Raw genomic sequence first — 21,172 nt, 5'->3', positions numbered from 1 at the left:
CTCAGTTCCCGACGCCGCTGATGCGGTAGGCGTCCTTGAGGATCCGCAGCGAGCCCATCGCCTCCGCAGGCCCGATCCAGAACGGCGCGGGGTCGTCGAGCGAGGCGTAGAAGTCGCGGATCAGCTCCTCATGCGACACGCCCCAGTAGGAGCGGCCGCCCGCAGTCGCGACGCGGTCCGAGAAGCTGTCCACGCGGCCGTCCTTCCAGCGGACGGTCAGCCCGCCGCCGGTCCCCGAGCGCACCTCGGCGTAGGCGAGATCGGTCTCGACCTCGAGCTCGACGGGCCGGGCGATCGGCGCGGTGAGCGTCGCGTAGAAGCTCGTGGTCACGCCGTCGGCGTGGTGCAGCAGCAGCTCCGCGGTGTCCTCGACCTCCGTGATCCCCGCGAACTTGCGCTGCGAGACCAGGCCGTCGGTGCGCTCGACCGGCCCGAGCAGCCACTGCACGAGGTCGAGGGTGTGGATCGCCTGGTTGATCAGCAGCCCGCCGCCCGCGTTCTCCCAGCGGCCGCGCCATGGCTTCGCCGCGTAGTACTCGGCGGTGCGGGTCCACACCACCGAGGCGTAGGCGCCGCGGACCGCGCCCAGCTCGCCGGAGGTCAGCAGGCGGTGCAGCTCCTGGCTGCCGCGGTTGTAACGGTTCTGGAAGCAGATGCCGATCTTCGGCGCACCGGTGCCCCCGTCGGCCCGTGGGGCGGGAACCCGGGAGGCCTCGCCGAGGGCCGCGACGAGCCGCTCGCCCTCGGCGAGGGTGTGCGCGAGGGGCTTCTCCTGGAGCACGTGCACGCCCCGCTCGAGCGCCGCGAGGGAGGGGCCGACGTGCTGGTCGTGAGGGGTGGTCACGTGGATCGCGTCCGGGCCCAGGGCGTCGATCAGCTCCGCGACGGTCGTGAAGGCGGGCACCCCCGTCTCGGCGGTGGCGCGCTCCCGGGCGGCGGGGTCGAGATCCGCGGTGCCGACGAGCTCCAGCCCCTCGATCGCCTCGATCGCTCCGACGTGCACCACGGAGACGTCGCCGTATCCGACCAGGCCGATCCGTCGCTGCGCCATGGGCTGTGCCTCCTCGCCGCTCCACTGCGGCTCCTCGGGGGAATGAGATCCGATCCATTCTGGTCGGTCGGGCGGCGGGGCGGCAGGGGTTGCCGCGGGATGCCCGGCCAACGGGGTCGGGAGCGCGCCGGCCGGTCGTCGACCGGCGCGCACCCTCGTGGATCAGGGGACGATCCACCCGGCGGCGCGGAACAGCTCGTACCACTCGGCGCGGGTCAGCGGCACCTCGGAGCCGGCCGCGGAGTCGGCGACCCGCTGCGGGGTGGTGGTGCCGAGGACGACCTGCATCTGCGCCGGATGCCGGGTGATCCACGCGGTCGCGATGCCCTCCGGGGTCACGTCGTACTTCGTCGCGAGGCGGTCGATGACGGCGTTGAGCTCCGCGTGCTCGGGGTGCCCGAGGAACACGCCGTCGAAGAAGCCCGCCTGGAAGGGCGACCAGGCCTGCACGGTGATGTCGTGCAGACGGCAGTAGTCGAGGATCCCGCCGCCGTCGCGGACGATCGCCTGGTCGGTGCCCTGCATGTTCGCGGCGACGCCCTGCGCGATGAACGTCGAGTGGGTGATCGACAGCTGCAGCTGGTTGGCGACGATCGGCTGGTCGACGTGCTTGCGCAGCAGGTCGATCTGGCGCGGGGTGTGGTTGGAGACGCCGAAGTGGCGGACCTTGCCGCTCGAGTGCAGGTGATCGAAGGCGCGGGCGACCTCCTCCGGCTCGACGAGGGCGTCGGGGCGGTGCAGCAGCAGGATGTCGATGCGATCGGTGCGCAGCGCCGCGAGGGACCCCTCGACCGACTCGACGAGATGCTCGTAGCTGTAGTCGAAGTACGGGCCGTCGGTGACGATCCCGGCCTTGGTCTGGATCGTCACCTGGTCCCGCTCGGACGGGGTGAGCGCGAGCGCCTCCGCGAAGCGCTCCTCGCAGCGGTGCTTCTGCCCGCCGTAAATGTCGGCGTGGTCGAGGAAGTCGATGCCGGCGTCGCGGGCGGTGCGCACCAGGGTGCGGATCTCCTCGTCGGACTTCTCGGCGATGCGCATCAGGCCGAGCACGACGTTCGGCGCGGAGATGTCGGTGTGGGGCAGGGTGAAGTGCTTCATGGGGATCCTCGGATCGCGAGAGGGAGCCGGACGGCCGCGCGTCGATGCCAGCCGGGTCGAGCAGGTCGGGCGTCGATGCCGGGGACGAGCCTATGCCCGCCGTGGTCCGCGCCACCAGCGCGCTCCATCCTTCGGTTGATCTCCGCGCGGCCCAGGGTTCCTACCGTCGAGGACATGATGCGACTGCTGAACACCTCCCTCATGTACCTCGTCCTCGGGCTCGCCTCGGGCCTCTTCTACCGCGAGTACACCAAGGCCACCGACTCCCTCGGGGTCGACACCCAGCTCTCCACCCTGCACACCCACCTGCTGGTCCTGGGCATGATCGTCTTCCTCGTGGTGCTCGCCCTCGACGCGCTGCTCTCGGTCAGCGGCCGCCGCTCCTTCGCCGTCTTCTACTGGACCTACAACGTCGGCCTGCTGCTGACCGTCGCGATGCAGGCCGTGCGCGGCCTCCTCACCCTCGACGGCCAGGACCCCGCGACCAACAGCGCGGCCATCCCCGACATCGCGGGTCTCGGGCACATGATCCTCACCGTCGGCCTCGTGGCGCTGTTCGTCGCCCTCCGCGCCGGGGTCCGGGAGCACCTGGCCGCCCGCGGCGGTGCCGTGACGGCCACCGCGCCCGCCCCCGCCGCCGTCGACCCCTCCGGCCCCGCCCCCGTCGGCCGCTGATTGGGCGGGGGCCCCGCGCCCCGCGCGGACCCCGCCGCAACACCCAGTGCGGACCCCGCCGTAGCGCCCCGCACGCCGCAGCCGGGACGGTAGGCTCGCGGCACGGGCGCCTGCCGCCCGGCTGCTCGCGGTTCCCGCCGCTGACCAGCACCGTGCCAGGACTTCGACAACGACGACGGAGGACCCATGACCGAGAACCAGACCACCGCGCCCGACCGCAACCTCGCCCTCGAACTGGTGCGCGTGACCGAGGCCGCCGCCATCGCCGGAGCGCGCTGGGTGGGCGCCGGGGACAAGAACCGGGCTGACGGCGCGGCCGTCGACGCCATGCGCTCCTTCATGGACACCGTGCGGATGGACGGCACCGTCGTGATCGGCGAGGGCGAGAAGGACGAGGCGCCGATGCTGTTCAACGGCGAGCGGGTCGGCGACGGCAGCGGACCGACCGTCGACGTCGCCGTCGACCCGATCGACGGCACGCGTTTGACCGCGCTGGGCTACAACAACGCGCTCGCCGTCTTCGCCGTCGCCGAGCAGGGGAGCATGTACGACCCGTCGGCCGTGTTCTACATGGAGAAGATGGTCGTGGGCCCGGAGGCCGCGGAGTTCGTGGACCTCCGCCTGCCGATCAAGCAGAACGTCGCGCTGGTCGCGAAGGCGCTCGGCAAGCCCGTCAGCCAGGTGACCGTGTGCGTCCTCGAGCGGCCCCGCCACGAGGCTCTCGTGCGGGAGATCCGGGACGCCGGGGCGCGCGTCAAGTTCATCATGGACGGCGACGTGGCCGGAGCGATCGCCGCCGCCCGCGGCGCCGGGGTGGACATGCTGCTGGGCACCGGCGGCACTCCCGAGGGGATCATCGCCGCCTGCGCCGTGAAGGCCACCGGTGGCATGATCCAGGGCCGCCTCGCCCCGACCGACGACGACGAGCGGCAGCGCGCCATCGACGCCGGCCATGACCTCGATCGTGTCCTGACCACGGATGATCTCGTCACCTCCGACAACTGCTACTTCGCGGCGACCGGCATCACCGACGGCGACCTGCTCCAGGGCGTCCGCTACCGGGCCGACCGCATCGTCACCGAGTCGATCGTCATGCGCTCCACCTCGGGGACGGTCCGCATCGTGCGGGCGGAGCACCGCGCCGAGAAGTGGGCCCGCTGGCTGAACGGCTGAGGCGGCTCTTCCCGCGCCGCGCCGACGAGGAAATCCGCGGCACCTGGCGTCACGATGACGAGAAGCGGCATAGCCTGAGCCCATGGCGTCTCCCGCTCCCGTGCTCCGTGTCGCTGTCGACCTGATCATCCTGACCCTCCGCGCAGGTCGTCTGAGCGTGCTGCTGATCCAGCGCGAGGACGACCCGCACCGCGGCGCCTGGGCCCTGCCTGGCGGCTTCGTGCAGCTCGAGGAGGATCTCGAGGAGGCCGCCTACCGGGTCCTCGCCGACGAGGCCTCGCTGGGCAGCAGCGCCGTGCATCTCGAGCAGGTCCGCACCTTCGGCACCCCCGGCCGCGACCCCCGCGGCCGCGTCGTCTCGATCGCCTTCATGGCCCTCGGCGCCGACCTGCCCGATCCACGCCGCGGCGAAGACGTCGCCGACGCCCGCTGGTGGGCGGTCGACGAGCTCGCCGACATCGCCCTCGCCTTCGACCATGCCGAGGTGCTCGCCAGCGCCGTCGAGCGCGCACGTTCGAAGCTCGAGTACACGACCCTCGCCGTCACCTTCCTGCCCGAGGAGTTCACGATCACCCAGCTGCGCGGGGTGTACGAGAGCGTCTGGGGCACCAGCCTCGACGCGGGCAACTTCCACCGCAAGGCGACCCGCACCGACGGCTTCCTCATCGACCTCGACCGCCACGCGGCGCCGACCGGCGGCCGCCCCGCCCGTCTCTACCGCGCGGGCACCGGCGCCTCGCTGAACCCGCCGCTGCTCCGCTCCGGGAACTGAGGCCGACGGGGACGCGGCACGTGGCACGATCGGGCACATGACCGCCCCCGAAGCCGCTCCCGCGCCCGGCACGTCCGCGGATCCCGCGGCAGATCCCGGCGGCGCCGCCGGCCGCGCCGAGATCGCCGCCGCCTACGCCGCCGCCCGCGACGAGGTCCACGCCCTCTCCCGCGCGATCCACTCCGACCCCGAACTGGCCTTCGCCGAGCACCGCGCCCACGACCGCTGCGCCGACCTGCTCGAGGGCCACGGCTTCACCCTCGAGCGCGGCGTCGCCGATCTGCCGACCGCCTTCCGGGCGACCCTCGGGACTCGCAGCACCGGCTCCCTCGTGGCCTCCCTGTGCGTCGAGTACGACGCTCTCCCGGAGATCGGCCATGGATGCGGGCACAACATCATTGCCGGCTCCTCGATCGGGGCCGCCCTCGCGCTCGCCGACCAGCTCGCCGACCTCGACGTGACCCTGCAGGTCATCGGCACCCCCGCCGAGGAGCACGGCGGCGGCAAGCAGCTGCTCATCGACCGTGGGGTCTTCGAGGGGGTGCACCTGTCGCTGATGACCCACGCCGTGCCGCACACCGACACCTACGACGTGCTCGGCTCGACCAGCCAGGCCGTCGGCCGGTGGCGCGCGACCTACACGGGCCGGGCGGCGCACGCGGCGGCGAACCCGTCGGACGGCATCAACGCGAACGACGCCGCGGTGATCGCCCAGGTGGCGGCGGGTCTGCTGCGGCAGCGGCTGCAGGACGGCCAGCGGCTCTCCCTCGTGCCCCAGCAGTCCGGGGTGACGAACGTGGTGCCGGAGCTCGCGATCGTGGACTTCGAGTGCAGGGCCCTGGCGATGGACGAGTTCGAGCAGCTGCGGCGCTCCCTCGTGGCCTGCATCGAGGCGGGCGCCCTCGCGACGGGCTGCGGCCTCACGATCGAGGAGACCGAGCCCGTCTACGAGCCGCTGCTGCAGGACGAGGTGCTGGGCCGGCACTGGAACGCGGCGATGGAGCGCCTCGGGCGACCGCTCGCCGGCTCGCTCGGCGTCATGCGCGCGTCGACCGACATGGGCAACGTCTCCCAGCGGGTGCCGAGCATCCACCCCTTCGTAGGCATCACCGGGGCGGGCGGGGCGCTGCACACCCGCGAGTTCGCCGAGCACGCGCTCTCCGCCGAGGGCCTGCGCCTGATGGACGATGCCGCGGTCGCGATGGCCTGGGTGATCCGGGACGTCGCCGCGGATCCCGGGGCGCGCGAGGCGGTGCTGGCCCGAGCGGCGGAGCTCGCGGCCCGGGCAGGAGCAGGTGCGGGCGACGGGGCTCCGGTCGGGGAGTGATCCGGCGCGTGCTGCCGGGGCGGGCTGCGCCGATCTGCGGCCGGGGACTGGCGCGAGGCCGGCTGCGGCCGGGGTGACGCGGGACCCGGCGCGGGGCTGACCCGGTGCCAGGCCGCGGCCGGGGGCTGGCGCGATGCGGGACCCAGGTCCCGGTCAGGGGTCGTCTGGGGCTCCTAGCCTTAACTCATCGCTCCACCGATGAGGGCCTTCTCGGGCGGAGCGGTTCAGGACCCCGGGTCGGCAGGGGAGAGCGGACCCGCGGCGGACAGGGCGGTGAGCACAGCTCACCGCCCTGAGTCCTGTCCGGGCGCCCTCCGCTCCGCGCCCCGGCCGCCCCTTGCGCCCGCCCCGGCCCGGCGCCCCGGCCGCCCCCGCCCGGCGCCGCCTGCCCCGGCCCTGCGTCCCACCCCTGGAAACCCCCGCACACTGGGGCTTATCCGCGCCGAATTCCCCCAAGTGTGTGGGGGTTCCGGGAGCCGTCCGGGCCCGCGCCGTCACCCCGGGTCGACAGTGTCGGCTCACGAGCCAGATCCACCCCAGATATGGCTCGCCAGCCGACACTGTCGACCTCGCCCCGAGCGCCTCGGCCCGAGCCCGTCGCCTCGCCCCGGTCTTCGTCCCTCGCCCCTCGTCCCTCGCCCCGGTCGCCGCCCGACGCCCCAGGCGCCGTCCCTGGCGCGGCGTCTCGCGACCGCTCGCGCTGTGCTGCGCGCGACCGCATCTCCCCAAGTGGTTGAATATTGGATCAACTCGAGGCATGATGGTCCTGTTCTCCTCGATCGGAAGGATCGCCGCCATGACGTCGTCGCCCGCCCAGCCCTCCACCGCCTCCCGCCCTGTTGACGAGCGCCACCTCCCTGTCGACGAGCGTCGCCTCTCGGCCGACCTCGCTATGGACGCCGTCACCCTCCGCGTCGGCGACCTCGAGCTGATGAGCTCGTACTACGAGAACGCCCTCGCCCTGGCCCCGCTCGAGGAGCAGGCCCGCGTCGGCGGTGAGGTGCACCGCGTGCTCGGCCGCGGGGACGTGCCCTTCGTGCGCCTCGTCGCAACCCCGGGCCTCCCGGGTGTCGACCGTGCCCAGGCCGGCCTGTTCCACACCGCCTTCCTGTTCGAGGACCAGGCCTCCCTCGCCGGGACCGTGCTACGCGCCGCGCAGGATCCTCGCTCCCGCTTCGCCGGCACCGGCGACCACCTCGTCTCCGAGGCCTTCTACTTCACCGACCCCGAGGGCAACGGCATCGAGCTGTACTGGGACCGCCCGCGCGACACCTGGACGTGGAGCAACGGCCAGGTCGCGATGGACACCCTCTACATCGACCCCAACGCGTACCTCACCGAGCACCTCACCGAGGACGCCTCGACAGACCCCGGCATGCGCCCCGGGATCGTCGGCCACGTGCACCTGCAGGTCGGCGATGTCGACGCCGCCCGCCGCTTCTACGTCGACACCCTGGGATTCGAGACCACCGTCGGCTCCCATCCGGGGGCCCTCTTCGCGGCGGCCGGCGGCTATCACCACCACGTCGCCATGAACACGTGGAACAGCGCCGGCGCCGGCCCGCGCGCCGCGACCCTGGGCCTCGCCGACGTCGCGATCACCCTCCCCGCCCGCGAGGATCTCGACGCCCTCACCGCCCGACTCTCCGCCGCCGGCATCTCCTACGCGGACTCCGGCCGCTCCGTCGCGGTCCAGGATCCGTGGGGCACGCCGGTCACGCTGAGCCTCCCGGGCACCAGCACGGAGGAGCTGCTGACGCGCTGAGCCGGCGCCGCGCCGTGGGCACGCGCGCCGTGGGCACGACGGAGCGGGGCGGGTCGAGGAGAGATCCTCGGCCCGCCCCGCTCGTCGTGCTCGGGGGTCGTCGTCCGGGTCAGTCGCAGGTGCCGTCGGCGGCGCAGGCCTGCCCGCCGGCGACGTCCCCGCCCAGCAGGGAGGTGAGGGAGGAGAGCGGCGCGATGGCCCGCTCGGTCGGGGTCTCGGGTGCTGGGCCGTCGGCCGACAGGACCGGCTCCGCAGGCCGGGTCGCCGCGGTGGTCCCGGACGACGAGCCCGTCGGCCCGGCGACCGCGGGATCCGCCGACGAGCCCGTCGGCCCGGCGATCCCGGTCTCCGCCGACGCGACCCCCGCCGCCTCGAAGGAGGTGCTCATGCCTGCTCCGCCGACCGCTCGCGCCGGGCCTCCTCGGCGATCTGACGCAGCGCCTGACGGAAGGCGTCCAGCGGCAGCGCGCCCGGTGCCGTGTACTTGTCGTTGAACAGGAAGAACGGCACGCCGCGCGCGCCCATCGAGACGGCCTCGCGCACCTCCGCCTCGACCGCGTCGTCGTGGCTGCGCCCCTCGAGCGCGTCGCGGGCGACGTCTTCGGGGAGCCCTGCGGCGACGGCGCGGCGCACCACGGCGTCGGCGTCGAAGGGGTCGCCCGCACCGGTGAAGTGGTCCCGCTGGAGGTCCATGAAGTACGAGGTCGCGGCGTCGGCGCCGTGCGCGGCGGAAATCGCCTGCATCACGCGGTGCACGCCGCGGGTGTTGGCCATCGGACGCTCGGTGACGTACTCGCGACCCAATTCCTCGGCCATCGTGCGGATGTTCTCCTCCATTTCGCGCGCCTGGCCTGCGGGGATGCCCTTCGCCGCGGTGAGGTGCTCGATGTTCGTGCGATCCGAGTCGACGGGGGAGGTGGGGTCGAGCTCGAAGGAGTGGGCGCGCAGCCGCACCTGGCCCTCGAGCCCCTCGGCGGCGATCGCGTCGTGCAGGCGGGACTCGCCGATGTAGCACCAGGGGCAGACCACGTCGGTCCAGACGTCCACGGTGATCAGGGGTTCGGTGGTGGGCTGGGGGCTGGTCGTCACGGGGGCCTCCCTCGGGTCGGGGTGCGGCGTCGGAGGAGCGGAGACCCCCGGCGGGTATTTGAAAAGTGTAGTACGGGGGTCGGTGCGGCGGGGTGTGCCGAGGGACTCCTCATACCGTCCTCACCCTCCGTTCACCGGACCGGCGGATGCTGGGACGGCCGACGGGGCGGGGTGCGTCCCGGAGGTGACAGACTCGTCCTGTCCCGCTCTCGACCAAGGACCGCCATGACTCCGCCGCTCCCCGTGCCCACCTCCCGTCGGACGCCCCCGGCCTGGAGCCCCGAGGCGCAGGCCGACCTCTGGAGTGCCTCGTCCGGCTCGGGTGCGGAGGCGGCGGCCGACGGCGCCGATCAGGCCGACGGCGGCGATCGGGCCGACGTCGGCCCGGCTGACGCCGCCGGTCGGACCGCCCGGGTGTTGCGCGGGGTGCGGCCGAGGCGCCGCCCGCAGGTGGCCCACAACCCCGCTCCTTTCCGTCTGCCGGCGCAGCGCGTCGCTCGTCTCGCAGAGGCTTCCCCGGTGACGTCGTCCACCGCCGCGGACTGGCTGCAGGACGCGGCCCCCGCAGAGCCAGAATTGATCGAGCAGCCCGCCCCCGCCGCCGGGCCCGCCGCTGCCCCGGAATCTTCCGCCGCGCTCGCACCCGCGCCCGCGCCCGCGCCGGCTCCCGACCCCGTCCCCGGGCCCTTCGCCGCCGACGACCCCGAGTCCGGGGCCCGCTGGAGCGTGGTCGCGGAGGCGGACCATGCGGGGGCAGACGCCGTCACCCAGCCGCTCGCCCGCGACGAGGCCCGGGCCGTCGCGGCCGATGCCCCCGAGCTCGTGCCGACCGCGCCGACCGCCGCCGAGGTCCCGGAGGGCACCGGCATCCGGACGGAGGACGTCGACGCGGCCGCCGCGGAGCCCGAGCAGGCTCCCGTCGAGGCTGCGGAGACTTCCGTCGGACCTGCCCCGACTTTGCCGGGCGATCCGGAACGGGCTCCGTCGGTGCCCGTCCGCTCGTCGGCCACCGCGACTCCCGGCCCGTCCGCCCCGGCGTCTGCCGCCCCGTCGGCCCCCGGCACCCTGCGGGCCGCCCTCGACCTGCTCGCCCCGCACCTCACCGTCCGCCGTCGTGCGGTGCTGACCGGCTGGATCGCGCTCGTCCTCGGCGTGGGCCTCGTGGTCGCCCTGCCCGTGCCGCTCGGTTCGGCGGTCGATGCGGCGCGGGGAACCGGGTCGGACGGCATCGGCGTCCCTCTCGCCTTGTTCGGCGGGCTCGTGGTCCTGGCCGTCGCCGCCCGTCTCGTCGCGTCCGCCGCCCTCGGCCGGGCCGGCGCCGGGACCGCGACCGCACTGCGCTCGCGCCTGCTGCGCCACCTGCACGCCCTGACCCCGAGCCGCACTCGCGACGCCCGCTCCGCCGCCGAGGACGTCGGCCCCCTCACCCGTGACACCGACGCGCTGCGCGACCTGGTCACCCATGCGGGCCCGCGGCTCGTCGGCGGGCTGCTCACGGTGGTCTCCGCCCTCGGGGTGACGGCGATCTTCGCGCCGTCCGCCGCGCTCGTCCTGCTCGGCACCGCGGTGCTCGCCGCCCTGCTCTCCGTGCTCACCGCGCGCCGCACGGTCTCCGCCGAGCGGGCCGCCGCCCTCGAGCAGGAGCTGCTCGCCGCGACCTCGGAGGAGCTGGTCACCGCCGCGACCACGGTGCAGTCCTACGGCCTCGAGACCCGCTCGGAGCGGGGCCTCGCCGAGGCGGGACTGCGGGCCGGCCGGGCCCTCACCCGCGCCCGTCGCAGCGTCGCCCTGGACCGCGCCCTGCAGCTCCTCGCCGCGGTCGCCGGCGCCTCGGGCCTGCTGGCGGTCCTCGCCCCGCAGCTCGCGAGCGGCGCCGTCACCCCCGGGGAGCTGGTGCTGCTGCTCGGCGAGCTGCTCGTGCTGGTCCTCGCGGTGGGTCCGACGGCGCGGGCTCTGCCCGCGCTCCGCGCCGCCCGCACGGCCGCCGCCCGGATCGGCTCCCTGCTCGCCCGCCCCACCGGGATCGCCGAGCCGGAGCGCATCCAGCGGCTCGAGCAGGTGCGCGGCGAGATCGTCTACTCCGCGATCACTACCCATGCCCGTCCCGCCCCCGGCCGCGACCCTGCGCGACTGTTCGACGCGGTCTCCCTCGTGGTCCCCGCCGGGCAGCACCTCGCCCTGCTCGACGAGGCGGGGGAGGAGTCCGCGGCACTGCTCGCCTACCTGCTCCGCTTCGAGGAGCCGGACACCGGGCGGGTGCTGCTGGACCGCTACGACACCCGTGCCGTCTCCCTCGTCGACCTGCGCCGCCAGATCGCGGTGGTCCAGCGCGAGCCCGTCCTCTTCACCGACACGATGCGCGAGAACATCCGCATCGGTCGGCCCGGGGCGACCGACCGCGAGGTCGCCGAGGCCGCCGCCCGCGTGGGGCTCGACGAGCTCGCCGCGACCCTCCCGCACGGCGTCGACACGGTGCTGGGGCGCGACGGACATCCCGTCACCGACGGGCAGCGGCGCCGCATCGCGATCGCCCGCGCTCTGCTGCGTGACGCCCCCGTGGTGGTGCTCGACGGGGCCGACGCCGAGCTCGCCGCGACCGAGCGCGAGAGCGTCCTCGCCGCCCTCCGCACCCTCACGGCGGGCCGCACCGTCCTCGTGATCAGCCGCGATGCCGAGGCGGTGCGCGCCGCGGACCGGGTGCTGTGGCTCGAGGACGGCGAGGTGCTCGAGGACGGCTCTCCCGCCGCCCTCGAGACCGACCCGTCGGGACGCGTCGCCACCTGGCTGCGCGCCCGCGACGAGGACGTGCGCTGAGCACGTCGCCGGATCGACGGGGGACCCTCGACTGCGCTCCACCGCGCCGACACCCGCATGTCACCTCCGCGGCCCACAGTGGAGGGACTGTCCCAGAGCCCCAGCGGGTCCGTTGGCACCACCGGTGACCCCCGGGGCCGCGCGAGAAAGCGGGTCCCGCCGTGAAGATCTCCGTCCTCGGAGTGGGCTACCTCGGAGCGGTGCACGCCGCGAGCATGGCCGAGATCGGGCACGAGGTGATCGGCCTCGACATCGACGCCGCCCGCATCGCGGCCCTCGCCGCCGGTGACGCGCCGTTCCACGAGCCCGGCTTCCCCGAGCTGCTGCGCCGCGGCCTCGACAGCGGCCGCCTCCGCTTCACCACCGACTACGCGGAGCTCGCCGAGGTGGACGTGCACTTCCTCGGCCTCGGCACCCCGCAGCGGGCCGACGGCTTCGGCGCCGACCTCACCGCCGTGCACGCCGCCGTCGACGCCCTCGCCGCCGTGCTCCCCGCCCGCGACGGCGCCCCCACCCTGGTGGTCGGCAAGTCCACCGTCCCCGCCGGCACCGCGCGGGACCTCGCGACCCGCCTGAGCGCGCTCCCCGGGGTGTCGCTGCTGTGGAATCCCGAGTTCCTGCGGGAGGGCTTCGCGGTGCAGGACACCCTCGCCCCGGACCGACTGGTCTACGGCGTCGCCGACCCCGGGACCGACGCGGCCGCCGCCGAGGTGGCGCTGCTCGACGCCGTCTACGCGCCGATCCTCGCCGCCGGCATGCCGCGCCTGGTGATGGGCTACGAGGCCGCCGAACTGGTGAAGGTGTCCGCGAACGCCTTCCTCGCCACCAAGATCTCCTTCATCAACGCGATCGCCGAGCTGTGCGAGGCGAGCGGTGCGGACGTCACCGACGTGGCGACCGCGATCGGCCTCGACGACCGCATCGGGCCCAAGTTCCTGCGCGCCGGGGTGGGCTTCGGCGGCGGCTGCCTGCCCAAGGACATCCGCGCCTTCATCGCCTCCGCCGAGGACCTCGGCGTCGGACCCGCGCTCGGCTTCCTGCGCGAGGTCGACACCGTGAACCAGCGCCGACGGGTGCGCATGGTGGAGATCGCCCGCGAGATGCTCGGCTCCCTCGCGGGCCGACGCATCACCGTTCTCGGCGCGGCCTTCAAGCCTGACAGCGACGACGTGCGCGACTCGCCCGCCCTCGAGGTCGCCTCCCGCCTCCTCGCCGCCGGTGCCCAGGTCACGATCACCGACCCGGAGGCGCTCGCGAACGCGACCCGCCGCGTCGAGGGCCTGATCGCCGAGCCCGACACCGCCCAGGCCCTGCGCGGCGCCGAGCTGGTGCTGCTCCTGACCGAGTGGCGCGAGTACCGCGACCTCGACCCGTCCGAGGCCGCACGGCTGGTCGCGGCACCGCGGATCATCGACGGCCGCACCGTGCTGGACCTGCCCGCCTGGCGCGCCGCGGGCTGGGACGTGCGAGCCCTCGGCCGCGGCACGGCACGGCCCGGGGCTGGCAGCGCGGCGGCGATCAGTGCGGTGCCCACCGGCGCGGCGGCGGTCAGTGCGGTGCCCGCCGGCTCCGCGTCCACGCGCCTGCCCGCGCCCGCCTGACCTGCGCGCGCCTGCCCACGCCCGCCTGACCTGCGCGCGCCTGCCCGCGCCCGCCTGACCCCGGGCGCCCCGCCCCGCCCGCCCCGCCTCGCCCCTGCCCCGCCCTGCCTCTCCCCGAGGCGATGGTCAGTTACTGGCGCGTAGCGTTCCAGTACGGCGATATATCCGTACAGGAACGCCACACGCCCGTACTCGTCGGCGCTGAACGGACGATCCCGGCCGAGATGCCCTGCCGACCGCGGCACCCCTCAGGACGCGAGGGGGAGCCGGTGCTCCCGGCGGCGGAGGATCGTGAGCAGGAGTGCGGAGGTGCGCTCCCAGTCGAGGAACACCTGCTCCCAGGTCAGTCGCGTCACGGAGTAGCGGAGTGCCTGGAGCTGCAGGTCGCGTGCCCGGTCCAGGTGGTACTGCTGAGGATTGTCGTGATAGCGCACGCTGTCGCACTCGATGACCCATCTCTCGCCCAGCTGCAGGTCCACCCTCCCCACCCCCGGGATCCTCACCTGCGGCGTGACCGGGACGTGAAGGGACTCGAGCCACCAGCGCACCGCGGTCTCGGTCCCGGACTCGGCGTGCGGGGAGATGCGGGACAGCTGCTGCCGGCGCGAGGACGGCAGGGCGGCCACGAGCTGCTGCGCCGCACGGACCGACAGCCGACGTCGGTTCAGAGCGGACTCGAACAGGATCGCAGCGTCCCGGACCGGAAGGCACCGGCCAGCATGATCGAGTGTCATCTCGAGGCTCGCGACAGGATCCCGGTCGGGCCAACTCCTCTGGTCGCTGCCGTGCATCACGACCTTGGGAGGCTTGTCGCCCGCAGCCAGGCCGCGAGGGCGGTACACATGCGCCCCGTCGTGGAGTGGAGTCCACAGGCCGTGGTGCGGAGCCGCGGTAACGCAGGTGGGTCGCAGTCCCTGCGCGAGCAGTCCGACGATCTCGGGCGGGGCGGTGCTGCGGACGTACCAGGTCCCGACTCGGACCATGAGCCCGAGGCGGAGCAGACGTCGGCGAGCGGCCTCATCGATGCCGCACGTGCTCAGGTCCGATCGGTGGACGATGCCGGGGATCCTCATGGCGGCCAGTACAGACCCAGGGCGCTGAGGGCGGAGGTGCCGTGCCGGGCAGTGTGGACGGGGCGCTCCTGGGGAGGAAAGGTGCCTCGAGTCCTGGGCGCTGCACTCCCTCGTGCCGTCTCCTGCGCGTGTCGTGGCCCGGGGTGGGGGCAGGGGCGGTTGCTTACTGGCGCGTAGCGTCCCACTACGGCGATATATCCGTACTGGGACGCTACGCGCCGGTCACTGACCATCCCCTGGGCTGGGCTGGGCGAGCCCGCGCTACCCAGCCCAGCCCGCACCCCCGACCTCACCCACCCCAGACCTCACCCGCCGCTGACCGCCCCCGCCGCGGCCGTGGCGGGGGAGAGCCCATCGCGCATCGCGCGTCGGCCCTGCAGGACAGCCCCCGCCAGGCCGAGGACGAGGCCCAGCAGCAGCCAGCCCGCGAGCCACAGCAGGTCGCCGCGCGGATCGACCCAGCCGCCGCCGATCGCGCCGCGCAGCGCGTCGACCGCATGGCTCATCGGCAGGTACGGGTGCAGGACCTGGAAGAAGTCGGGCAGGGTGGCGACCGGGTAGGTGCCGCCCGCGCCCGAGACCTGCAGCGCGACCAGGACCAGGCCGACGAACTTGCCGACCGGGCCCAGCAGCGCCCCGAAGCCGTGGTTGAGCGTCACGAACACGGCCCCGGTGATCAGGGCGATCCCGACCATGAGGCCCAGGTGGTCGACCTCGACGCCGATGCCCCAGTGGAGGACGCCCACGGCGATGAGCGCCTGCAGCGCGCCGAGGCCGAGCGCCGGCAGCAGGCCCCCGGCGAGGAGTCGCAGCGGGGACGCCCCCGCGGCCGCCGCCTCCGCCGAGAAGGGGGACATCATCAGGAAGATCGCCATACCGCCGACCCACAGCCCGATGCACAGGAACAGCGGCGCCAGGCCCTCCCCGAAGCGGGTCAGCTCGTGGAGGCGATCGAAGGTCATCCGCACCGGGTCCGCAGCGGTCGCGGAGAGGTGCTCCCGCTCGGCGTCGGTGTAGGTCGGGACGTCGTCGACGGAGCCCTCGAGGCCCTCGTGCAGCTCGTCCGCGCCGTCCTCGAGCTGGGAGGCGCCGTCGTCGAGGGAGGTCGCGCCCTCGGCGAGGCGCGTCGCGCCGTCGTCGACCTGGTCCGCGCCCTTCGCGAGGGTGCCCGCTCCGTCGGCGAGGGTCCCGGCGCCGGTCGCGAGGGCGTCGGCCCCGTCCGCGGCGGTGGTCGCGCCGTCGGCGAGCTGCTCCGCACCGTTCGCGAGGGTGGTCGACCCCGCGGCGAGCTCGTCCGCGCCGTCGGCGGCGGTGCCGACGCCGTCGGTGTACCGGGTGACGCCCGTGGAGAGGTCCGTCGCGCCGGTGGAGGCGGTGCCCGTCGCGGCGCGCAGCTGCTCGGCGCCGCTGGCGACCTGCTGGGCGCCGTCGTCCAGGCGGTGCACGTCCTCCGCGCCCTGCTGCAGGGTCGCGTACGCCTCGGGCGCGGCCTGGGCCGCGGTGCGCGCCTGCGAGGCCAGCTCGTCGGCGAGGCTCGAGGCGGTGGGGTCCTCGGCCGACGGGGCCCCGGCCAGCACCTCGGCGAGCGAGGTGTCGAGATCTCCCGCCGCGGTGGTGAGCGCGGAGACATCCTCGCGCAGGGTGCCGATGTCGGAGGCGAGCTGCTCGGTCGTGGTCGCGCGGGACTCGAGGTCGGTCGCGACTCGCTCCGCGGCGGCGTCGATCGAGGTGGCGGTCTCGGAGAGCTCGGTGGACTGCCCGGCGGCGTCGGTCGCGTCGGTCTCGGCGGTGCTCGCATCGGCGGCGGCGGTCGCGGCGGCCTCGCGGGTCGCGGGGGAGTCCTCGGAGAGCGCGGTGAGGTCCGCGCAGAACTGCTCGTCGGCGCCCGAGTCGGCACAGCGGGCGGCGAGGTCGTCCACCCCGTCGGCGTAGCCGGCGACCGTCTCCGAGGCGGTGTCGGCGCTGCTGCGGGCGGTCGTCGCGGAGGTCGCCGCGTCCTGGACGGCGGTGTCGAGGGTGCCGGCGTCGGCCGCGATGTCCCGCGCGCCGTCGCGAACGGTGGCGGCGTCGGCGGAGCGGTCCGCGGCCGACGTGGAGAGATCCTGCGCGGCGGTGTCGGCCTCGCCCGCGGCGGTGTCGAGGGCGGTCGCCTCGGTGGCGAGGGCATGGGCGTCGGACGCCGGCGCGGGGAGGGAATCGGCGAGGCCCTCGAGCGCATCGATCGCGGCGACCAGATCATCGCTCGTGGCCTGCACGGACTCCTCGGTGACGCCGAGGTCAGCGAGGGACTGCTCCGCCGCGGAGACGGTCTCGTCGAGGGTGGCGGTGCCGTCGGCGACCTGGCGGCTGCCGTCGGCGAGGGAGCCGGCGCCCGCGTCGATCTGCGCGGTCCCGTCGGCGAGCTGCTGCGCACCGTCGCGGAGCGGGGCGCCCTGGGCGTCGAGCTCGGCGAGCCCGCCGTCGAGCTGGTGGGCGCCCGCTGCGAGGGTCGCGGTGCCGTCCTGGAGGGTGATCGCACCGGAGGCCAGCTCGTCGAGTCCGGCGACCAGGTCGAGGGATCCCGCGTGCAGGTCGGAGGCCCCTGCGGCGAGGTCGTCGGCGCCGCTCGCGAGCTGCCCGGTGCCGTTCTCGAGGTCCGCGGTGCCGGTGACCAGCTCTCCGGTGCCCTCGTGCAGCTCGGTGCTGCCGTCCGCGAGCTCTCCGGAGCCGGAGGCGGCGTCCTCGAGGCCGTCGTGGACGCTCGTGAACCCCACGTACACCTGGTCGAGGTACTCCGCGAGCACGCTGTCGCGCAGGGACGCGGTCAGGGCCGTGCCGATCGACTTGGTGAAGTTGCCGCCCACGTAGTTGACGGAGTCGTTGGTGGTGACGGTGAGCATCGCGGGGGCGGCGTCGGCCGCGTCGCCGCCGAGGGAGGCGACGTGGCGGGAGAAGTCCGCGGGGACCTCGATCGTCGCGCCGTAGGTGCCGTTGGCCAGGCCCGCCCGGGCCTGGGCCGGGGTGGTCTCGACGAAGCGGTAGACGGTCCCTGACTCCTCCCGCGTGACCAGCTCCTCGGTGAACTCTGCGCCGACGTCGAGATGCGTCGTGGTGCCGTCGGGAGCGGTCGAGTCCGCGCCCTCGTCGAGATCCACCACGGCCGCGGTGATCCCACTGAGATGGCCCGAGGGGTCATGGAAGGACCAGGTCATGGCGCCGGAGTAGATGAGCGGCACGAGGGCGAGGCCGGCCACGAAGAGGGCGGCGATCGGCTTCTTCCACTCGGCGGGCAGCAGCGCCGCGGCGCGGGCTCGGGCGGAGCGCGTCGGGGCCGGGGCCGCCGACGGGGCCGACGAGGCGGGTCCGGCGGGAGTCGACGGGGCCGGGGTGGCGGGCGAGGAGGTGCGCGGGACACGGGGAGAATCCATCACGGACAGCGACGATACACCCGTGTATCGAGTACGACGGTGTATGCAGGCGCGGAGTGAGGAGGCAGACAAACGGTGCGTTCGAGCGCACGGGGGCGGGCCGACGGGGGCCGGGTGCCGGGCGCCGTGGGACGCCCGACTGGTCGCGCAGCTCGCCGCCCCGCCGGTAACGAGCCGCCCCCGCCCGAGCGCGAGTCAGGCGGGCAGGTCCACGACCCACGGCTGCCGCGGGAGGGTCGCCGGTTCCCAGGCTGCGAGGACCGCGTCCGCGCTCCGGAGGCCGGGCAGGCCGATCGAGGCCGCGAGCCGCTCGAGGACGTCCGCCGCGGACTCGCCGCGCGCGAGCCGATCCCGCAGTGTCACTGCCCCGTCCCGCTTGGCGAGGCGCGCCCCCGAGGGGCCGAGCGCGAGCGGCACGTGGGCGTAGCCGGGCTCGGGCAGCCCGAGCAGATGTGCGAGGTGCGCCTGGCGCGGCGCGGAGCTCAGCAGGTCATCGCCCCGGGTCACCTGGTCCACTCCGAGCGCGGCGTCGTCGACGACCACCGCCAGGTTGTAGGCGACGACGCCGTCACCTCGACGCAGCACCAGGTCGTCGACGGCCCCGGTGACCGTCCCCGCCCACAGGTCCTCGACCTCCCAGGAGTCGACCTCGGCGCGCAGCCGCAGCGCCGGCTCCCGGCGCAGTCCGCGCATCCGCTCGCGCCCGGCCTCTCGCTCCGCCGGCGTCAGATCCCGGCAGGTCCCCGGATAGGCGCCGGGAGGGGCGTGCGGGGCCGACGGCGCCTCGAGGATCTCGCGCCGCGTGCAGTAGCACTCGAAGGTCCGGCCGTCCGCGACCAGGCGCTGGATCGCGGCCTCGTGGGCCTCGCCTCGCTCGCTCTGGAGCACCACCTCGCCGTCCCAGTCCAGGCCGAGAGCGGCGAGGTCCTCGAGCTGCCGCGCGGCGGCCCCCTCCTGGACCCGGTCGAGATCCTCGAGGCGGAGGTGGAAGGCACGGTCGGTGCGGCGGGCCAGCGCCCAGGCGAGGAGCGCGGTGCGCAGGTTTCCCAGGTGCAGATCGCCGCTCGGGGAGGGGGCGTAGCGGGCCGCTCCGACGGCGGTGGAGGTCATGGCCCCGCAGTCTACGGAGCGTCCGCCGGAGGGAGGACGAGCAGGAGATCCCCGTCCCGACCGCCGGGGACGGTCCGCGTGGCCGCGACAGGTCGGAAGCCGAGTCGGTCGGCGAGAGCGCAGGAGGCGACGTTGCCGCGAGCGGTCACCGCGACCACCTCGACCCCGCGCGGGCGCAGCCGGGGAGCGGCGAGCACCGCCCTCATCGCCTCGGTGGCCACGCCCCGGCCCTGCACCGCGGGGGCTGTCCGCCAGTAGGCGCTCAGCACCGGGCCGTCGTCGGTCGCGAGCGGGGAGACACCGACGACTCCGAGCAGGCCGGATGGCAGCCCGCCGGCTCCGCCGCCCGAGCCGCCCGGGCCCGTCGGCGGCTCACCGGTTCCGCCGCCCGGGCCGCCTGGCGCGCCCCCGTCGGCCGTTCGACCCGCGGCGCCCCCGTCGGCCGCTCGCACCGTCAGATACCCGCGCCCCTCCCGCGCCCACACAGCGCGCCACTGGCCGAGCACCCAGCGCATCTGCACCCGGTCTGTGAGCGGCGGGGTCGTGTCACCCCGGAAGGCGGCGGGGTCGGCGTGGAGCGCGAACAGCTCCTCGAGGTCGTCCGCCGCGACCGGGGCGAGGTGCAGCCGGGGCGTGGACAGACGCACGGCGCGGGCTCCGGGAGTGGAGCTCAGCGGATGATCAGGCGTCACCGCGGTGGGTGCCGCGCTTCTCCTCGCCCGCCGAGGCGGACTCATCGGACTCCACCTTGACCTCCTTGGGCGTGGTGTCCGCGCCGTGGGAGTCGCCCTTGAGGGACTGCGCCACGTCGCCGGCATCGGCCGAGCCGACGGTGTCCGAGACGGTGTCGGAGTCGGAGTCGCTCGCGGCGGAGGCGGGGTAGTGGGCGCGGGCGAAGTCCGCCGGCGGGGCCCAGGGGTCCTCGACCGGGCGGGTCTTCTGCCACACCACGTACCCGGCGGCGGCACCGGCCGCGGCGAGGCCCAGGATCAGCAGGACCTTCCCGGCGCGGTTCTTCTTGGCCACGGGGGCGGGGGCGAGGGCGGCCTTGATGTCGCCCTGGCCCTTGAGCAGCTCGCTGCGCGCGGCGTCGACCGCGGCCTTGAGCACGTCACCGGTCGCGGTGGCGGTCTTGCGGGCGCGGGGCAGGTAGTCGTCCTCCACGTCGTGGCGGAACTTCTCGGCGCGGGGGCCGAGGTTGCCGGACAGCTCGGACAGCTTCTCGCCCTGCTTGCGCAGCTGCTTCTCGACCTCGGGGCCGTACTGGCCCTTGAGGTCGGTGGCCAGCTCGGAGGCCTTGTGCGCGGCCTCGCGGGCGCCCTCGGACACCACGGGGCCGATGGTCGAGGCCAGCTTCTGCAGCTCCTCGACGGCCTTCTCCGCCTTCTGTGCGGTGGTGCCGACGGCGTCCTGCGCCGCGGTCGCCTGCTTCGCGGCCTTCTTGGCCGCCCGCTTGGTGTGCGCCATGGGGTTCCCCTCTCGGTCGTGTCCGCCGGCTGGGGGCCGACGATGGTCCTCGGGCCCCGGCGCCCTGCAGGACGCCCGGACCTGATCGCCCCAACTCTATCGCGAACGGGTGACGATGCTCCCAGGACGATCCCGGGCAGGTGCTGTGCGAGGATTGCCGCATGTTCGCAACTCTGCACACCAACCACGGGGACATCCGTCTCGAGCTGTTCCCCGATCACGCTCCCAAGACCGTCGAGAACTTCGTGGGCCTCGCCGAGGGCACCCGCGAGTTCTCCGACGCCGAGACCGGCGAGAAGGTGACCCGCCCCTTCTACGATGGCGTCGTCTTCCACCGCATCATCTCCGGCTTCATGATCCAGGGCGGGGACCCGCTGGGCACCGGCACAGGCGGCCCCGGCTACACCTTCGACGACGAGATCTCGGAGAAGAACTTCCGCGAGCCCTACGTGCTGGCCATGGCCAACGCGGGCAAGCGCATGAACGCGATCACCGGTCGCCCCGCGGGCACCAACGGCTCGCAGTTCTTCATCACCGTGGGCCCGACCCCGCACCTGCAGGGCAAGCACACCGTGTTCGGCGTCGTCGCCGACGAGGACTCCAAGAAGGTCGTCGACGAGATCGCCGCGGTCAAGACCGACATGCGCGACCGTCCCCTCGAGGACGTCGTGATCGAGAAGGTCACCGTCGAGAAGTGATCCCTCCGGGGGCGCCGCCGCGCCCCCTGACGGACGGAGCGGCCCGGCACCC

The 21,172-nt window shown here is 74.5% G+C and carries 17 protein-coding genes; 8 read left to right on the top strand and 9 right to left on the bottom strand.

The genetic code is table 11. From position 1 onward, the window contains the following. Position 1: 1 nt before the first annotated feature. Together ACZCAH_RS05840 and ACZCAH_RS05835 are read right to left on the bottom strand one after the other, a co-directional pair. Complete coding sequence (locus ACZCAH_RS05840; RefSeq protein WP_464340178.1) at positions 2–1,051, bottom strand: Gfo/Idh/MocA family protein; 1,050 nt, start codon at positions 1,049–1,051, stop codon at positions 2–4. 162 nt (positions 1,052–1,213) lie between these two features. Next, positions 1,214–2,149, bottom strand: coding sequence for an aldo/keto reductase (locus tag ACZCAH_RS05835; protein WP_464340177.1), 936 nt, complete (start codon positions 2,147–2,149; stop codon positions 1,214–1,216). A 174-nt stretch (positions 2,150–2,323) separates the two neighbouring features. On the opposite strand from ACZCAH_RS05835, the gene ACZCAH_RS05830 reads away from it, so the two are divergent. The 5 genes from ACZCAH_RS05830 to ACZCAH_RS05810 all read left to right on the top strand — a co-directional run bounded on the left by ACZCAH_RS05830 (position 2,324) and on the right by ACZCAH_RS05810 (position 7,861). Further along, positions 2,324–2,824, top strand: coding sequence for a DUF2871 domain-containing protein (locus ACZCAH_RS05830; RefSeq protein ID WP_464340176.1), 501 nt, complete (start codon positions 2,324–2,326; stop codon positions 2,822–2,824). A gap of 186 nt (positions 2,825–3,010) precedes the next feature. Next, positions 3,011–3,997, top strand: coding sequence for a class II fructose-bisphosphatase (gene glpX, locus ACZCAH_RS05825; protein ID WP_464340175.1), 987 nt, complete (start codon positions 3,011–3,013; stop codon positions 3,995–3,997). 82 nt (positions 3,998–4,079) lie between these two features. Next, positions 4,080–4,769, top strand: a complete 690-nt coding sequence (locus ACZCAH_RS05820) for an NUDIX hydrolase (RefSeq protein ID WP_464340174.1) — start codon at positions 4,080–4,082, stop codon at positions 4,767–4,769. A gap of 37 nt (positions 4,770–4,806) precedes the next feature. Beyond that, on the top strand, positions 4,807–6,096 hold the full coding sequence (locus ACZCAH_RS05815; RefSeq protein ID WP_464340173.1) for a M20 family metallopeptidase: 1,290 nt from the start codon (positions 4,807–4,809) through the stop codon (positions 6,094–6,096). A 796-nt stretch (positions 6,097–6,892) separates the two neighbouring features. Beyond that, on the top strand, positions 6,893–7,861 hold the full coding sequence (locus ACZCAH_RS05810; protein ID WP_464340172.1) for a VOC family protein: 969 nt from the start codon (positions 6,893–6,895) through the stop codon (positions 7,859–7,861). A 109-nt stretch (positions 7,862–7,970) separates the two neighbouring features. Here the strand turns inward: ACZCAH_RS05810 and ACZCAH_RS05805 are convergent, their stop codons facing one another. Both ACZCAH_RS05805 and ACZCAH_RS05800 read right to left on the bottom strand, forming a co-directional pair. Continuing rightward, a complete protein-coding gene (locus ACZCAH_RS05805; RefSeq protein ID WP_464340171.1) occupies positions 7,971–8,249 on the bottom strand; it encodes a hypothetical protein in 279 nt (92 codons plus the stop codon). Next, positions 8,246–8,950, bottom strand: a complete 705-nt coding sequence (locus ACZCAH_RS05800) for a DsbA family oxidoreductase (protein ID WP_464340170.1) — start codon at positions 8,948–8,950, stop codon at positions 8,246–8,248. The genes ACZCAH_RS05805 and ACZCAH_RS05800 overlap by 4 nt, the downstream gene beginning before the upstream one ends. Before the next feature lie 225 nt (positions 8,951–9,175). Between ACZCAH_RS05800 and ACZCAH_RS05795 the strand changes: the two genes are divergently transcribed. Both ACZCAH_RS05795 and ACZCAH_RS05790 read left to right on the top strand, forming a co-directional pair. Beyond that, a complete protein-coding gene (locus tag ACZCAH_RS05795) occupies positions 9,176–11,764 on the top strand; it encodes an ABC transporter ATP-binding protein (RefSeq protein ID WP_464340169.1) in 2,589 nt (862 codons plus the stop codon). Positions 11,765–11,925: 161 nt separating this feature from the next. Further along, positions 11,926–13,365, top strand: a complete 1,440-nt coding sequence (locus ACZCAH_RS05790; RefSeq protein WP_464340168.1) for a UDP-glucose dehydrogenase family protein — start codon at positions 11,926–11,928, stop codon at positions 13,363–13,365. A gap of 248 nt (positions 13,366–13,613) precedes the next feature. On the opposite strand, the gene ACZCAH_RS05785 is transcribed toward ACZCAH_RS05790, so the two are convergent. From ACZCAH_RS05785 to ACZCAH_RS05765, 5 genes are all read right to left on the bottom strand, one after another. Beyond that, positions 13,614–14,438: an endonuclease domain-containing protein gene (locus ACZCAH_RS05785; protein ID WP_464340167.1), complete on the bottom strand. Its 825-nt coding sequence runs from the start codon at positions 14,436–14,438 to the stop codon at positions 13,614–13,616. Positions 14,439–14,743: 305 nt separating this feature from the next. Continuing rightward, on the bottom strand, positions 14,744–17,845 hold the full coding sequence (locus ACZCAH_RS05780) for a YhgE/Pip family protein (protein ID WP_464340166.1): 3,102 nt from the start codon (positions 17,843–17,845) through the stop codon (positions 14,744–14,746). Between the two features lie 195 nt (positions 17,846–18,040). Further along, positions 18,041–18,955 (bottom strand): tRNA glutamyl-Q(34) synthetase GluQRS, encoded by a 915-nt coding sequence (gene gluQRS / locus ACZCAH_RS05775; protein WP_464340165.1) that lies wholly within the window; start codon positions 18,953–18,955, stop codon positions 18,041–18,043. A gap of 11 nt (positions 18,956–18,966) precedes the next feature. Further along, the gene (locus ACZCAH_RS05770; protein WP_464340164.1) at positions 18,967–19,602 is read right to left on the bottom strand and encodes a GNAT family N-acetyltransferase; all 636 of its coding nucleotides are present in this window, start codon (positions 19,600–19,602) and stop codon (positions 18,967–18,969) included. Positions 19,603–19,636: 34 nt separating this feature from the next. Next, positions 19,637–20,422 (bottom strand): hypothetical protein, encoded by a 786-nt coding sequence (locus ACZCAH_RS05765; RefSeq protein ID WP_464340163.1) that lies wholly within the window; start codon positions 20,420–20,422, stop codon positions 19,637–19,639. A gap of 161 nt (positions 20,423–20,583) precedes the next feature. Here ACZCAH_RS05765 and ACZCAH_RS05760 point away from each other — a divergent pair, with 161 nt between their 5' ends. Next, positions 20,584–21,120: a peptidylprolyl isomerase gene (locus ACZCAH_RS05760; RefSeq protein WP_329745713.1), complete on the top strand. Its 537-nt coding sequence runs from the start codon at positions 20,584–20,586 to the stop codon at positions 21,118–21,120. Positions 21,121–21,172 lie beyond the last annotated feature (52 nt).

This window comes from Brachybacterium sp. B718/18, from assembly GCF_055454375.1.
Note: the sequence above shows the minus strand (reverse complement) of the source record. Positions and strands in the feature narration are given on the sequence as shown.